The 15,217-nt window shown below is 32.6% G+C and carries 16 protein-coding genes; 11 read left to right on the forward strand and 5 right to left on the reverse strand.

Annotated features, from left to right (window positions below):
• Positions 1–274 precede the first annotated feature (274 nt).
• From CD127_RS00960 to CD127_RS00995, 9 genes are all read left to right on the forward strand, one after another.
• Positions 275–1,327: a PTS sugar transporter subunit IIC gene (locus CD127_RS00960; RefSeq protein ID WP_103297173.1), complete on the forward strand. Its 1,053-nt coding sequence runs from the start codon at positions 275–277 to the stop codon at positions 1,325–1,327.
• 339 nt (positions 1,328–1,666) lie between these two features.
• Positions 1,667–2,359, forward strand: a complete 693-nt coding sequence (locus CD127_RS00965) for a sugar transferase (protein ID WP_380493252.1) — start codon at positions 1,667–1,669, stop codon at positions 2,357–2,359.
• Positions 2,360–2,368: 9 nt separating this feature from the next.
• Complete coding sequence (locus CD127_RS00970) at positions 2,369–3,055, forward strand: YveK family protein (RefSeq protein ID WP_103297172.1); 687 nt, start codon at positions 2,369–2,371, stop codon at positions 3,053–3,055.
• The gene (locus CD127_RS00975; protein ID WP_103297171.1) at positions 3,052–3,705 is read left to right on the forward strand and encodes a CpsD/CapB family tyrosine-protein kinase; all 654 of its coding nucleotides are present in this window, start codon (positions 3,052–3,054) and stop codon (positions 3,703–3,705) included. Before CD127_RS00970 ends, CD127_RS00975 begins: the two co-directional genes overlap by 4 nt.
• Positions 3,706–3,722: 17 nt before the next feature.
• Entirely contained in the window at positions 3,723–4,823 is a 1,101-nt protein-coding gene (locus CD127_RS00980) for a glycosyltransferase family 4 protein (protein WP_103365416.1), read from the forward strand.
• Positions 4,801–5,109, forward strand: a complete 309-nt coding sequence (locus tag CD127_RS12815) for a hypothetical protein (protein WP_235851294.1) — start codon at positions 4,801–4,803, stop codon at positions 5,107–5,109. The genes CD127_RS00980 and CD127_RS12815 overlap by 23 nt, the downstream gene beginning before the upstream one ends.
• A gap of 101 nt (positions 5,110–5,210) precedes the next feature.
• Positions 5,211–6,044 carry an O-antigen ligase family protein gene (locus CD127_RS00985; protein WP_235851295.1) on the forward strand — a complete coding sequence of 278 codons (834 nt, stop codon included), beginning with the start codon at positions 5,211–5,213 and terminating at the stop codon, positions 6,042–6,044.
• Positions 6,034–7,482 (forward strand): oligosaccharide flippase family protein, encoded by a 1,449-nt coding sequence (locus CD127_RS00990; protein ID WP_103365417.1) that lies wholly within the window; start codon positions 6,034–6,036, stop codon positions 7,480–7,482. Before CD127_RS00985 ends, CD127_RS00990 begins: the two co-directional genes overlap by 11 nt.
• A complete protein-coding gene (locus tag CD127_RS00995) occupies positions 7,466–8,191 on the forward strand; it encodes a tyrosine-protein phosphatase (RefSeq protein WP_103365418.1) in 726 nt (241 codons plus the stop codon). The genes CD127_RS00990 and CD127_RS00995 overlap by 17 nt, the downstream gene beginning before the upstream one ends.
• Positions 8,192–8,245: 54 nt before the next feature.
• Here CD127_RS00995 and CD127_RS01000 read toward each other — a convergent pair whose 3' ends face one another.
• Entirely contained in the window at positions 8,246–8,590 is a 345-nt protein-coding gene (locus CD127_RS01000; RefSeq protein WP_103365419.1) for a hypothetical protein, read from the reverse strand.
• Between the two features lie 153 nt (positions 8,591–8,743).
• On the reverse strand, positions 8,744–9,799 hold the full coding sequence (locus tag CD127_RS01005) for a PTS sugar transporter subunit IIC (RefSeq protein WP_103297166.1): 1,056 nt from the start codon (positions 9,797–9,799) through the stop codon (positions 8,744–8,746).
• Positions 9,800–10,086: 287 nt separating this feature from the next.
• On the opposite strand from CD127_RS01005, the gene CD127_RS01010 reads away from it, so the two are divergent.
• Both CD127_RS01010 and CD127_RS01015 read left to right on the forward strand, forming a co-directional pair.
• Positions 10,087–10,398, forward strand: coding sequence for a hypothetical protein (locus tag CD127_RS01010; RefSeq protein WP_103365420.1), 312 nt, complete (start codon positions 10,087–10,089; stop codon positions 10,396–10,398).
• Between the two features lie 213 nt (positions 10,399–10,611).
• Positions 10,612–12,498, forward strand: coding sequence for a DUF5776 domain-containing protein (locus CD127_RS01015; RefSeq protein WP_103365421.1), 1,887 nt, complete (start codon positions 10,612–10,614; stop codon positions 12,496–12,498).
• 82 nt (positions 12,499–12,580) lie between these two features.
• Here the strand turns inward: CD127_RS01015 and mntC are convergent, their stop codons facing one another.
• The 3 genes from mntC to CD127_RS01030 are packed head-to-tail and all read right to left on the reverse strand — an operon-like array spanning position 12,581 to position 15,079.
• The gene (gene mntC, locus CD127_RS01020; protein ID WP_103365422.1) at positions 12,581–13,510 is read right to left on the reverse strand and encodes a manganese ABC transporter substrate-binding lipoprotein MntC; all 930 of its coding nucleotides are present in this window, start codon (positions 13,508–13,510) and stop codon (positions 12,581–12,583) included.
• Positions 13,507–14,343, reverse strand: coding sequence for a metal ABC transporter permease (locus CD127_RS01025; protein WP_103365423.1), 837 nt, complete (start codon positions 14,341–14,343; stop codon positions 13,507–13,509). The genes mntC and CD127_RS01025 overlap by 4 nt, the downstream gene beginning before the upstream one ends.
• Positions 14,336–15,079, reverse strand: a complete 744-nt coding sequence (locus CD127_RS01030; RefSeq protein ID WP_103365424.1) for a metal ABC transporter ATP-binding protein — start codon at positions 15,077–15,079, stop codon at positions 14,336–14,338. The genes CD127_RS01025 and CD127_RS01030 overlap by 8 nt, the downstream gene beginning before the upstream one ends.
• Between the last annotated feature and the right edge of the window lie 138 nt (positions 15,080–15,217).

The following is a 15,217-nucleotide window of genomic DNA, read 5'->3' on the forward strand; positions in this document are numbered from 1 at the left end:
ATTTCAAAGTGATGTATACACCTCTAAAATAATTCTATATGGAAGAAAAAATTAAATTAAATAATGAGGATTTTTCTGATAATAGTTTTGATTTTCAAAAAATTAATAATTTTTTACAAAAAAATGATGAAAACGCTTTAAAATGTGAACAATTTGTGAAAAAATAATGGTTATTACATATTAAAATTTTATGGATTAAACACAATAGGATTGAATTATCCGTGCAATACTATACAATCATGTAAAATAATAGAAATTATGAGGTATATGAATTATGGGCGAGACACAAACAATTACACCCAGATCATTCTTGTTTAATGTATTAAATGGAGTAGCATTAGCTATAGTGGTGGGGATGATTCCCAATGCTATTCTAGGCGAACTATGTAAATATTTAAGCCAGTACAATGACTTCTTCTTAAAGATTGCATTTGTAACTCAAGGCATTCAATATACAATTCCAGTTCTTACTGGTGCGCTCATTGCAGTGCAATTTGGAATGACACCAATTCAAGTAGCATCAGCTGGTGCCGCCGCGTTTGTAGGTTCTGGCGCAGCTGTAGTTTCAGATCATAAATGGATGATTGTAGGAATTGGAGATTTAATCAACACAATGATTACTGCTGCGATTGCAGTTGGAATTATGTTATTAATTAAAAACCGTTTCGGCAGTTTAAATATGATTGCGCTCCCTCTTGTTGGGGCCGGTTTAGCAGGACTGATAGGCTATTTATTACTACCGCTTACTAAGTTAATCACTGTTGGATTGGGTGAATTAGTCAATAGTTTGACTAATATGCAACCTATTATTATGACAATTTTGATTGCAATCATCTTTTCAATATTAATTGTATCTCCAATTTCTGCTATAGGAATTGGTATCGCAATTGGAATTTCAGGATTAGCCGCGGGATCAGCTGCAGTTGGCGTAGCTGCTAGTGCGATTATGTTAACAATTGGTAGTTGGCGCGTAAACAAAATCGGTATTCCGATTACTGTATTATTAGGTGCCGTTAAAGTGATGATGCCTAATTTGATTCGACATCCGATTATAATGTTACCGGTTGTGTGTACGGCAGCAGTTTCAGGTCTTGTTGGGGGATTATTACATATCCAAGGTTCACCTGACTCTGCAGGTTTTGGATTAATCGGTTTAGTAGGACCTATTAAATCTATGGCGCTCTTAAATACAGGTACAATGACTAGTTTATTGATAGTCATTATTGCTTACGGAGTAGTGCCATTGATTTCTGCACTATTTTTCCACTTCTTATTTGGAAAAGTATTGAAATTGTACAGTCCCGATGTATTTATTTTCAAACAATAAAATCAAATTAAAACGTCTAGTTAATGAGTGTAGATACTCATTTAACTAGACGTTTTTTTATTATGCTAATAAATTATGATAATTTTATATGTTTTTAAATATTAAAAATATGAAATAAAAAAGTATTTTATTTTTCATAGAAAGGGTACAATCTTTTTCGATTTAGTGATATATTCTAAGTAATCAAACGTTAAGGTGGCAGACTTTGACGCTTTTCTAACAACAAGTAAAGGACATTTAAAGACTTAAACGCAACAAGATAGCCTAGAAAAGCTTAAAGAGAGAAAACTAAATGGGATATATCAATGCGATTTATGCTTTATTTCGTAGGTGATAAACGTGAAACATTTTAAGACTGAAGATCTTAAATTACAAGGCGGCGTTATTAAGCCGGAATTTGGAGTCGTTAGATATGATTACCAAAAGAAATTAAACACTTATAAAGCAGTGGAGAAATGGTATTACCCATTGAAGCGATTATTGGATGTATTGATGAGTATCGTCCTGTTATATTTTACTTTTCCAATAATGGTCTTATTCGCAGTATTAATCGTTATAGACTCATTTGGTAACCCAATCTATAAGCAAATTAGAGTCGGGAAAAATGGCAAGTTAATTACGATTTACAAATTACGATCAATGAAGCTCAATGCAGAATGTAATGGGGCGCAATGGGCAGAGAAAGATGACCCTAGAATAACGAAAGTCGGCAAGTTTATTAGAAAAACAAGAATAGATGAATTGCCTCAACTGCTTAATGTTTTAAAAGGAGAAATGAGTTTTATAGGACCGCGACCTGAACGACCAGAATTTGTTGAATTATTCAGTTCAGAAATACAAGGATTTGAGAAGCGATGCATAGTAACACCTGGTTTAACTGGTCTTGCACAAGTTAAAGGAGGCTACGATTTATCTCCTGAAGAAAAATTGAAATACGATTTGAAATACATTTACAAAGGTAATATTTTTACCGAAATTTATATCTGTTTAAAAACAATTAACATCATCATCACAGGATCAGGCTCAAGATAGGTGGATAAAATGCGAAAAAATCTTAATTTAAGTGAATTTGGAAAAATTTTAAAAGAAAATATAGTGTTAATTATTTTGTGCGTTGTTATTTTTGGAGCTATTAGCTTTGTAGTTTCACAATTTATTATTACGCCGAAATATCAAGCGACTTCGAATGTAATTATTAATCAAAAACGTGCAAATGATGACAACTTATATAAAAATCCAAATGAGATTCAAACAAATATTCAATTAATCAAAACGTACTCAGAAATTATTAATTCTGAAGAAATTAAAAATAAAGCATTAGATGAGATAGATGCGAAGGATAAAAATAGCCTTTATCAAGGTCTTTCTGTAGATTCAGTTGAGAATTCACAAATCATCAAGATTAATGTATTAAGTGAACATCCTAAAGAAGCGGTAGCTTATGCGAATGAAGTAGCTAAGGCTTCTAAAGATGAAATTGAAAGAGTAATGGGTGTTGATAATTTATCAATTTTATCAAAAGCGACAAATAGTCAAGTTAAGTCACCAAAATCTCCGAATATTTCACTTAACGTGGTATTTGGTGTTGTCTTCGGATTAGTGATTGCGCTTTTAATTATGTTCACTAAATATTTATTAAATAACAAAATTAAATCTGAAAAAGAAGTTGAAAATTATTTACATCTTCCTACAATTGGAAAGATTAGCGACTTAGGTGATAAAAAATGAGTAATAAATCAAGTAAATATATAAGTACAGCCCAAGATTTAATCAATGAGGAAATTAAAACGCTTAGAACAAATGTAACCTTCAACGTTACTGAAGAAAATAGCACGGTGTATATGATTACCTCTTCAAGACAAGGAGAAGGTAAAACGTTTGTAAGTAAATCACTTTCTGAGTCACTAGCAAATGCTCGCTATAAAGTGTTACTGATTGATGCGGATATGCGTAGACCTCAAGTACATAAACGCTTTAATGTGCCTAATAATTATGGCTTATCAAATATTATTAGCCATCAAATTCCTTATGAACAAGGCATTTATTATAGTGAAGAGTCAAATCTCGATATTATACCTGCTGGAACTAAACCACCTAACCCTTCAGAACTGTTAGATTCGCCTAATTTTAAAGATTTCTTAGAAGATATTAAAGGTGAATACGATTATGTGATTATTGATACGCCACCAATTTTACCTGTTACAGATGCGTTAATCATTGGTAGATTAGTAGATCAAACTATCCTAGTTGCGAACAGTAAAAAAACGCCGAGAGAATTAGTTATAGAAGCTAAGACACGATTAGATAATTTGAAAATTTCTGTTTTCGGTGTGGTGCTAAACCAAGTAAAACATACTAATACTAAAGGCTATTATTAGAAAGGGCTTGTATCAATTTGAAGATTCTTTATCTTATTACGAAGGCTGATAATGGTGGCGCACAAACACATTTAATTCAACTCGCAAATTACTTTTGCCAAAATAACGACGTCTGCGTAGTAGTAGGGTGTAAAGGACCGATGTTAGAACAATTAGATGCTCGCATTAAAGTAACAATTGTTGAAAATTTAATCGGACCTATCAATGTGAAGCAAGACATTTTAGCAACTAAAAAAATCACCAAACTCATTAATAAGGTTCGTCCGGATGTTATTCATTTACATTCGTCTAAAGCAGGCACGATTGGAAGATTAGCTTATAAACTATCTAAAGTGAAGAGAGCTTTAGTCATCTTTACGGCGCACAGTTGGTCATTTACAGATGGTATTGCGCCACTTAAGAAATATTTATATTTATTTATTGAGAAAATGATGTTCAAAGTAACGGATCGCGTGATTTGTGTATCAGAGTTTGATAAACAATTAGCTATAAAATATAACTTTAATCCCAAAAAGCTTATAACTATTCATAACGGTATTAAAGATTCATTAAAGCACACGACATTGTCGCGTAAAAAAGGCGATATTCATCAATTCGTCATGATAGCTCGATTTGCTTATCCTAAATTACAAATGAATATTATTAATGCTTTAAATTTATTGAAAAAGATGACCGATAAACCGTTCCATTTTACCTTTATTGGAGATGGCATTAATTTAAATGAGTGTAAACAATTGGCTCACTCTGTAGAAGTAACGCAAGAGGTGAGTTTCTTAGGCAATGTGATTAATGCGCAAAAAGAATTACCTCATTACGACACATTTGTTTTAGTGAGTAAACATGAAGGCTTACCGATAAGTATTATTGAAGCCATGTCATATGGATTGCCAGTGATAGCGAGTGATGTAGGTGGGATAAGTGAATTAGTGGATAATAATGGAATCATTCTTGAAGATAACGAACCGCATACTATTGCTTTAGCCTTAAAACAACAATTAGAGAATAATGATTATATTAACCAAAGTGACCGTTCTAGAGAGAAATATCTTGAGCACTTTACAGAAACTAAAATGTTAAAAGAAGTGGAAATGGTTTATGATGCGTACTCAAGAAAATAGCACATTTTTAAATATATTATTAATAGGCTTAGCAATATTTATTCAACAATCTTTTGTTATTGGTGGCATTAATATTTCAATTGCCGATTTTATTATTTTAATCTTATTCGCTTATATCTTAATCAATCATAGCAAAATAATAGAAGTTAACTTTATCTTAATATTCGTTCTTGTTTTATATATTTATAGGATTTTAATGACGGTTATTCTTGGCGTCTTCGATGATGTTCTCATTGTTAATTTAAAAGAAATCTTAGCAACCTCGATTAATTTGCGTTTGTGGTAATTTATCTTTTAATTGGTTCTATTATTTTAAAATTAAGTAATAGTAAGGCCATTTTCCTGAAATCTTATGTTATAAGTAGCGCTGTAATTGGGATGTTATGTGTGTTTACAAGCATTTTCAAAACGCCATTATTGATGCGTTTTTTATTCTTTGACGAGCTAAGATCTAAAGGATTAATGAATGACCCAAATTACTTTGCGATGACACAAATTATTAGTTTAATTTTGGTATTTAAATTAACGAATCGTTTCTTTTATAGGTTAGTACTGTCACTAATCATTTTATTATCTATTTTCACGACGGGTTCAAAGACCGCTTCAATTATCATTTTGTTATTAATCATTGGTTACTGTGTCGTTAAGTTATTTAATAGAAATATTGTCAGTATTATTAGCGTACTCACAGTCTTTTCAATCCTATTATTAGGCGCGTTTTATATGATTAATTTTGGTAATTGGCATGCCTATGATGTGGATTTAGGAGGCTCATTCAATAGAATGGCTTCTATCTTTAAAGAAGGGACTGCTTCTATCAATGAAAGTGGTTCGGACAGAAGTCTTGTGTGGCTTAATGCCATTAGTTTAATCAAATATACGCTAGGATTTGGATTGGGTTTATTCGACTATGTTCATGTTGGAACCTATTTAAATGGTGTTAGCCTCGTTGCCCATAATACATATTTACAAATATTTGCAGAATGGGGCATCGTCTTTGGTCTTGTGTTCATTTTTTACTTAATCTATTTACTGTTTAATTTAATTAAATTTAATGAAAATGGACGTAACATTGTATGGATTGCCGTACTTTTAATATTAATGGTTTATTTTATGACAGTATCTTTTAATAACTCAAGATACGTGGCCTTTGTGATAGGTATACTGATTTATTTAGTTCAATCAAATAAGACAGAAGGTAGACATACCCATGAAGAGTGACTCACTTAAAACAAACATTATTTATCAGAGTTTATATCAAGTCATTAGAACAATCACGCCTATTATCACTATTCCAATCATCTCACGAGCATTTGGACCTTCTGGTGTAGGGGTCGTTTCGTTTTCTTTTAGTATGGTTCAATATTTTTTAATGTTTGCGAGTGTCGGAGTGCAATTATACTTTAATCGTTTGATTGCAGAAGTCGCGCATGAAAAAACGCAGTTATCAAAACAGTTTAGCGATATTTTTATGAGCAAATTGCTCCTATCATTAACGGTTTTATTACTTTACGTTATTACGATTAGTGTCTTTATTCATGAGTATTACTTAATATTTTTACTTCAAGGAATATATATTATTGGCGCAGCTGCCGACATTTCATGGTTTTATGCAGGAATTGAGAAATTTAAAATTCCAAGTTTAAGTAATATCATAGCTTCGTTAATCGTTTTAATCATCGTTGTATTTTTTATTAGAAATACTTCAGATTTACCATTATATGTCTTTACATTATCTATCGTGACTGTGCTTAACCAAGTGCCACTTTATTATTATTTGAGAAAATACATTACTTTAAAGCGAATCAATTGGAAGAATGTATGGCATATTTTTCGTTCATCCTTAGTCTATTTATTACCTAATGGTCAATTGAACTTCTTTACGAGTATTGCCTGTGTAGTGCTAGGGCTAATTGGAAGTTATAGTGATGTGGGTATCTTTACGAATACATTTAACATTTTATCTGTAGCGATTTTACTCGTGAATACAATAGATTTAGTGATGATTCCGAGAATTACGAAACTAGCACGTAAGCAAGATAACGCTGTGGCACAAATGCTGGAATTAAATATAAATATGCAACCCATTTTAACAGTTCCAATGGTGTTAGGCATTATCGCGATTATGCCAACATTTTATGTTTGGTTCTTTGGTGAACAGTTTAAAAGTACTGTCTCACTAATGAACGTATTAGCGATATTACTATTCATTATTCCACTTAATATGACGATAAGCAGACAGTATCTTATTATTCAAAATAAGATGAAAGTGTACAATATGTCGTTAATTATAGGTGCTTTTGTTAACTTCCTATGTTGCATTGTATTTATTCCATTTTTCGGTATTTTTGGTGCTGGGATAGCCAGAATTACTTCTGAACTTCTCATTTTATTATGGAGAGTGATTGATATTTCTGGCACAGGTATTAAATTAGATATTAAAAATCTTAGTAAAACCGCATTTGCCTCTATCGTAATGGTCGTGGTATTAATATTTCTTAACACTTATCTCGCTCCGACAGTCCAATCAACTATTCTTTTATTAGTAGCGGGAGTGACAGTATATTTAATAACTAATTTAGTGTTGAAACATGAGTTTATTTTACTTATTTTAAAAAATTTAATTAAGCGTGGTGATAATTTTGATCGACATTCATAATCATTTAATTTGGGGCGTAGATGATGGCGCAAAGGATATAGAAGAAACAATTAGTATGATTAAAACGGCATACGCGCAAGGTATTACTAGAATTATAGCGACGCCACATTTCTATATGGACACTTATGAGCCAAATAAAGATGATTTATATGAGAAGAAAGCACTGCTAGAACAGCGATTAGAAGAACTAAATCTTCCTGTTTCGATTAAGCTGGGGGAAGAGATTTATTTAGAACCCGCTTCTTTTGAAAAAATTGAAACAAAAACTGCGCTATCTTTAGATAATCAAAAATACATATTAGTAGAATTTTCATTTAATGATATTCCATTATTTATATTTGAACTTCTTGTTAAGCTAGTAGACATGGGCTATGTTCCTATTATCGCGCATCCTGAACGATATAAATCTGTACAGACTGATTTTAGCTTGCTTGAAAAGTTTGTCGATTTAGGATGTATCTTGCAATTAAATGGCGGTTCGATTTTAGGCAATCATGGTAGAAGTGCTAAAAAGGCTGCCAAATATATGGTAAAACATCGATTATTCCATCTTATCGGTAGTGATGCACATAATGATGCTAATCGACCTTTTGTTACTGCTAAAGCGTTCAAGAAAATTAAAGACCAAGACTTTAAATACTTCTTAGAAACAAATGCAGAAGCTATTTGGAATAATCAAAGAATAAATAGTTACAAATACTTCCAATAAAGTAAGCAATAAAAAACGAGTTAGACACTATCGTCTAGCTCGTTTTTTAAATCGTTATACAATAAGTAATTTAATACCTCTAAAGATATTTAATATGAATAATATACCTCCCCAAATAAAGAAAATGACAGCAAGTACAAGACCTACAAACCAACCCATGCCATGTTGTGAACCCATTAATGCTGGCACAAATATTAATGCCACGAAACCTAAGGCAATGAGTACCCATGTCCAAATGTGATTAAATAAAGCGTTTCTAGAATGTGTTGATCCAGGTGGTGATGCGAAAATCCATACAATCAATGGGAAAAGAACTGGCGCAAAGAATACACTTAAATAACTTAATGCGCCAAGTATATTACCACTTCGTTCGTCATATCTATCTTCGTAATTTGCCATGTTTTTCACCTCAACTCTATATAAACACATAATGGTGCTCTTTTTAAGAATAAAAGCCTTAAATTACAACTCTGTAAGTTAATCGATAAAAAAAGAACTTTCGAGAAAATAATTAATTCTCGAAAAGTTCTTTTTAATTCCCTGTATATCAAATTATGCTTGTGAATGTTGTTCTTTATTGTCTTTATTTTTATTCCAAGGCATTGGAATGTGTAAGTGTAGTAAATCGAATTTTTTAATGATTAAACCTATAATAAAGGCTAAAACAACAGCTGTAATTGCGACTGCCACAATTGTAATAATTGAAGTGATTGGGTTATTGAAACCAAATAATACAATCGCACCGGCCATTGGTGTCGCCATACCAGTTACGCCAATTTTCAAGCCACTGAAATTGATGATACATGCAGTAACCATACCGATTAACGCGTTTGCCCCATAAAGGACGGGTGCGTATTTAACGATAAGATCAATTTGTGTAAGTGGTTCGATAAATACAGCGAAGCGGTTAGACTTATTACCAATTTTAAGTAAATTAAATAATGTGAAGTTCGCAAATGATGCGCCTGTACAAGTGATGGCACCGATAGCCATTGGAACTCCTGTTAAGCCTAATATACTTGCAAGTACCATTGAACTTAATGGCGTCATGCTTGTTACTGGAATGATTAAGCCTAAAATAATCGCTAACGCGTATGGACTGCTATCTCCTACAGAGTTAACGGCATTCGCGATTGAATTTAAGACTGCGGTAACACCTGGATTAATTAATGTTGCTAAGCCGTATACTAAAGCTGGCGCAACAAGAATAACCACGATTAAATCTAAACCGTCTGGTACTTTTTTCTGAATAAATTTAATAACGAAAGCTGTTAAATAAGCAGCAATGAATGCAGGTAATAAACTAAACTCTTTTAGTGTAAGACCTACGATAACAGCGAATACAGGTGATACTTTTAAATTAAGACACGCTAGTATTCCGACTGCAATACCGCCTAAACTACCTGCTAAATCCCCAATTTCTTGTAAGAATTTTATATGGAAAATGCCTCCAATGGCATAACTTAAGAATGCTTGTGGTAAGAAAGTCGCACAAGCAGCCCCTGATAACGCTTGTAATCCTTCTTGGCCATATGGCGCAAATTTTAAGAATAACGTCATAACAATAAGCACAATCACTAATGTGCCGACCCCTAAAATGATATTCATTTAAAATAACTCCTTAATATATAATGTGTATTTTAAAACATTTTAATATTGTAACATATATTGCAAGTATTAAATTTACTGACGATTATATTGTTTATATTTACCGAATTATTTGGAGCTATTGTTTTTTATTTCCAAAAGTTCTGTAAAGATGAGTTAAATAGTATAGCGACAAGGATGAGAGATACTTAGGCTAATTTTTTCTATAAATGGTATAGTGAAGAAAAATAATTTAATTTCATAAAGTGAAAAATTGATTGTAATTAATAGAACATGGAGATTAATACATGGATGGTATCATTGCGTTTCTTCAAATGTTAGTTGTCGTACCTTATTCAATATTTTTATTGGCAGTTTTTATGTATTGTATATGGAAGTGCGTCTTTTTCGTAAATGATTTAATTAGGGGTTTGTTAGGTAATAGATTACGAAATAATGACTCTGAAGGTATGTCATTTTTAATTTTATTTGTAGCTATATTTTTAGGCTCATTATTATTTATTATTCCTTTCTATATTGTCGTAATGTTGATTGGTAATTTCTTCCAAATCCCTTTAGTAATTATCGGTATTTTTATTATTGTTAAAAAGTTAAAGTAAAGATAAGAAACTTTATAATCAGATCGATGCATATTTTAGAAAATGTACAATGTAAATTACATTTAATATAATAGATAAAATAAAACTATAAAATATTTCGTTAAAGAATGTTGATTGATATGACAGTAGCGCTTGATGGGTTTAATTTTCAAAAAGCGTGAAGAGTGGAATAAGTTTGAGCATCAATAAAGTAAATCACAAAGGAGCGCATTCATGGAGAAGTTAGTTTCAATTATTATATCTGTGTACAATAAAGAATTGTATTTAAGGCAATGTATAGAGTCATTAATTGATTTAAAGATGGATAAGGACCAAATCGAGGCGATATTTGTAGATGATTGTTCTACTGATCAATCGGTGGATATTATTCAAGAATATGCGAAGGATTATGAGTTTATCCATTTAATTCAATTGCCTCACAATACGGGGAGTCCTTCTGAGCCTAGAAACGTCGGTATTGAGGAAGCATCAGGTAAGTATATTACGTTACTAGATGCAGATGATTGGTTAGACGTTGATGGTTTCCCTCAATTAATGGAAAAGGTAAACAAAGATGACGCGGACTTTGGTTTAGGCCAATGTTTTAAGCACACAGCTAAGAGTGTGTCGTATCATGGGAAATTCACGTCTTATAAGGAAGCATCACATCTGAAACCTCAAGAAATCAAGAAGTTATTCAGAGCAGTAGGTCCGCCAGGCAAAGTATTTAAACGTCAATTAGTCATCGACAATCAAATTAAGTTTGAACATATGAAATATGGCGAAGATAAATTATTTTTTGTTGAACTATACTCAAAAGTAAATGATATTACGATGTCAGTAGCGCCAATGTATCATGTGAACCGATATGATGAGAATGAGTCATTAGTGAAACAAACGTCTATGTTAGATAAAGCGCAGTTAAACTTAGAAATCACAAGAAGAATATGTAATATGGAAATGGATTCATCATTGAAAGAAATGATTATGTCTCGAATCGTTGAAATAGATTTCATTTCACGTTTCCTTCGTACAAAGACATTTATCAAATCTCAAGACAAACAAGCGTTTTATGACATATTTGATGAGCTGGAACAGCTATTAACTGACTACAATATTGACGTGCCGTCGTTAGTAACTAATCCTGTGTTCAAAGCGATGTACACTTTATATCATCAAGAAGATAAAACGGACTTTATTCATTTTACGAAAGATGTGGTCCATAATAAGTGGCGCTATATCATTCAAGATAATGTCATTTATAGAGATTTCGTTCGCCACTATGACGCAATTAATCCAATTCCTGTCGATTGTTATCCAATTTATGAGGGGACGCATCTCATTAATGGAAATAAATATGAAGTGATTCACGTGATGAAGCCTGAAGATGTTAAAATTCGTGCCGTGAACATGATAGAAATTAATAATATGGCGAATAGTTGCGAATTAGAATTTGAATATGAGAATGGCAGAATCTATATTTCACATGACCATTTTAAAGGCTTGGATAAAGTGAATATTAATCTTAGCGTGGAATATGGCGAAGCGGATCACTCACTGGTATATGCCTCATTCCCAAGTTTCAACGATGTTTACACAATGAAACGTCAAAGTTTTAAATTAGAACTAATGCATCCAGAAGCTGAGAAGAATTCAGAAACTGCTGTAGAGGATAAATACTTTGTGAATATTAATGGGCCAATGATGACGCTGAAAACGATTAATGTTTATCAAGATTTAGCTTTTAAGGAAAAGGTGGCAAGCTTGGAAGCAGGAAGTCGTATTACTTCGAAAGAAATTCAACATACGTCAAATGGTACGCCAAGATTAGTACTTGAAGACGGCAGCTTTGTAACGGCGAATAAAGACTTTATCGCGTTAATTAAAACGAAAGATAGCGAAAAATACATTACTGAGACGCCAAACGAAGTTAAAATCATCAAAGGATGTAAATTATACGATTCACGTCAATTTAAAGATAATGTAGTTGAGCCTCTTAAAGTAGGAGAGACATTGAAGATTAAGAATATTATCTACACTAAAAGTTCAACACCTCGTCTCGTAACAGAAAACGGCTACTTCTTAACAGCAAATAAAGACTTTGTAGAAATACTTCGTTAAACTCATAACACTGAATACAAAATTAAAGGTTGGGACATAAACGCTTTATGTCTCAACCTTTTTTCACTATTTTATAAATATATTATTCCATGCTTCCGTGAATCGTCTCGATATTATGTTTCATCATTTTATAATAAGAATCTCCTTTAGATCTTTTTTCTCCAATTGAATCTGTAAATACTTCTCCGTAAATACTTTTGCCAGTTTCTTCAGACAAGCTATTCATAGATTTTTTATCTACACTTGTTTCAACTAATAAATGTTTAATGTGATTGTCTTTAACAAATTTTATAGCTTGTTTCATCTGTGAAGGTGTGCCTTGTTTTTCAGTATTGATTTCCCAAATATAGCCAGGTTTAATATCAAATGCTTTTGAAAAGTATTTGAAAGCACCTTCACTTGTAATCATGGCACGTTCTTGTTTCGGAATATCATTAAATTTATCTTTACTATCCTTGTTTAACTTTTCCAGTTGGGCAAGATAAGTCTTACCTTGTTCCTCATAGTCTGCTTTATGTGATGAATCTGCTTTAATTAGTTGTTCTTGAATGTTCTTCACATATTGAATCCCATTGTCTAAACTCAACCAAGCATGTGGATCAATCTTATCTTTATTACCAGTTTCCCCATTTAAATAGATGGGTTTAACACCTTTAGACACCGCGAAGACTGACTTATCATTAGTAGATTTACCTGCTTGTTTTAAGGCTTTTTCAAACCAACCGTTACCAGATTCTAAATTGAAACCATTGTAGAAGATGACATCTGCATCAGTAAGCTGTTTAATATCTTTCGGTTTCACTTCATATTCATGGGGGTCCTGTCCCACGGGTACGATGCTATGAACGTCTACCTTGTCGCCAGCTACCTGTTTGACCATATCATAAATAATGGAGTTAGTAGTCACGACCTTCAATTTGTCATGATGTTTACTATGTTGCTCATTAGAATTTGAACTACAAGCTGCTAGAACGAGCATTAATGCAATAAGTAATGGAATAAATTTTTTCATGTTGTTTGTACACCTCTGTATTTTGTTTTTATTTTTGAAAAGAGAAGGGTCAAGATATAAATACTAAATGTTGCAATCACAATCGTCGCACCACTAGGCAGATTGTAAATAAAGCTAAAGTACAAGCCGATGATAGAACTTACTACGCCTATCAAACTTGCTACAATCATCATCGAATATAAATTCTTTGTGATTAAAAAGGCGGTCGACGCCGGTGTCACAAGTAAGGCAACGACTAAGATAATGCCTACAGTTTGAATACTAGCGACGGTAACTAAGGCGAGTAAGAGCATTACAAAATAATGAATCATCGTTGTATTCAATCCACTCACACGGCTAAATGTGGTATCAAAGGTTGAAATCATTAATGGTCGATAAAGTATGACAATCAGTAACATCACGATGACGCCAATAATGATGGTTGTCCAAAACGTTTGTCGCGTGATTGCGAGTAAGTTCCCGAATAAAATATGATGTAAATCTGTCGTGCTATTGATAAGACTAATAATGATGACACCCGTTGCGAGAAATGCAGTGAAACTAATGCCAATTGCTGCATCGGGCTTTGTTTTACTATTATTTGAAATGTATCCAATTAATAAACTTGCAATCATGCCAGTTACTAACGCCCCGATGAACATCGGAATATTGAATAAGAAGGACAAAGCTACCCCAGGTAAAACGGCATGACTCATTGCATCTCCCATTAACGATAATCCACGCAAGATAATCAAACTTCCTACAGTTCCACATACAACACCTACAACGATTGATGTAATTAAAGCCCGGTTTAAAAACTGATAATCAAATAAATGTTGAATGAAATCAGTCATTTGGTAGGTCGCTCCTTTCTTCAAAAGTAGAAGACACATTAAATAGAAATGTTCGATTTAGATATTGTGATTGCATCGCCTGATGACTATCACCGAAGAACCTAACAGTACGATTAAGTAACAGGATTCGATCGAAATATTGTTCTGCTTTAGATAAATCATGATGCACAATAAGAATGAGCTTGCCTTGATTTTTTAATTGGCGAAGTTTCTCCATAATAAGTTGCTCACTGTTAAAATCGATGCCTACAAATGGTTCGTCTAATAAATAAACCGTACTATCTGACATCAATGCTCTTGCTACAAGTACACGTTGTAACTGACCGCCACTAAGTTCGGAAATTTGTTTGTATTGTAACGATGCTAAGTCCAAATCCCTTAATAGTTTTTGAAACTTCATTTTTGAAGCGTGGTCGACGCGTTTGAACCAGCCGATGGTTTGATAACAACCAGATAATATGACTTTCTCCACATTGATTGGAAAGTCTAAGTCTAATTGTGCTTTTTGAGGAATATATGTAACGTATTGCAATTGTTTATGTATGAATTTGCCATATAAATACATCTCGCCGGTTGCGTTGAATTCACCGATTAGACATTTCAACAAAGATGATTTACCGGCACCATTGGGCCCCATAATACCGATGATCTTCCCAGAAATTGGAATCTTTAAAGTAATATCTTTAAGGACATGTTTGTGATTTAAATGCAAATTCATGTTGCTAATTTCTAACAATCAACTACCTCCTAAATAAAAGTTTAGGTTAACCTAATTTATTTTATAATAAACACCTAAAATAGAATGTGTCAAGTTGAGACAGTAAATAAAAATATGGATAGTATATGTAATTATTCAGGAAATGATGGTCTTAAT

The sequence above is a fragment of the Staphylococcus petrasii genome, from assembly GCF_002902565.1.
Lineage (GTDB): Bacteria > Bacillota > Bacilli > Staphylococcales > Staphylococcaceae > Staphylococcus > Staphylococcus petrasii.

Bases quoted from the DNA above. Each gene is read 5' to 3' on its own strand.
- CD127_RS00960 (WP_103297173.1), top strand. From the start codon at position 275: ATGGGCGAGACACAAACAATTACACCCAGATCATTCTTGTTTAATGTA.
- CD127_RS00970 (WP_103297172.1), top strand. From the start codon at position 2,369: ATGCGAAAAAATCTTAATTTAAGTGAATTTGGAAAAATTTTAAAAGAA.
- CD127_RS00975 (WP_103297171.1), top strand. From the start codon at position 3,052: ATGAGTAATAAATCAAGTAAATATATAAGTACAGCCCAAGATTTAATC.
- CD127_RS12815 (WP_235851294.1), top strand. From the start codon at position 4,801: ATGATGCGTACTCAAGAAAATAGCACATTTTTAAATATATTATTAATA.
- CD127_RS00990 (WP_103365417.1), top strand. From the start codon at position 6,034: ATGAAGAGTGACTCACTTAAAACAAACATTATTTATCAGAGTTTATAT.
- CD127_RS01000 (WP_103365419.1), bottom strand. From the start codon at position 8,590: ATGGCAAATTACGAAGATAGATATGACGAACGAAGTGGTAATATACTT.
- CD127_RS01005 (WP_103297166.1), bottom strand. From the start codon at position 9,799: ATGAATATCATTTTAGGGGTCGGCACATTAGTGATTGTGCTTATTGTT.
- CD127_RS01010 (WP_103365420.1), top strand. From the start codon at position 10,087: ATGGATGGTATCATTGCGTTTCTTCAAATGTTAGTTGTCGTACCTTAT.
- CD127_RS01015 (WP_103365421.1), top strand. From the start codon at position 10,612: ATGGAGAAGTTAGTTTCAATTATTATATCTGTGTACAATAAAGAATTG.
- mntC (WP_103365422.1), bottom strand. From the start codon at position 13,510: ATGAAAAAATTTATTCCATTACTTATTGCATTAATGCTCGTTCTAGCA.
- CD127_RS01025 (WP_103365423.1), bottom strand. From the start codon at position 14,343: ATGACTGATTTCATTCAACATTTATTTGATTATCAGTTTTTAAACCGG.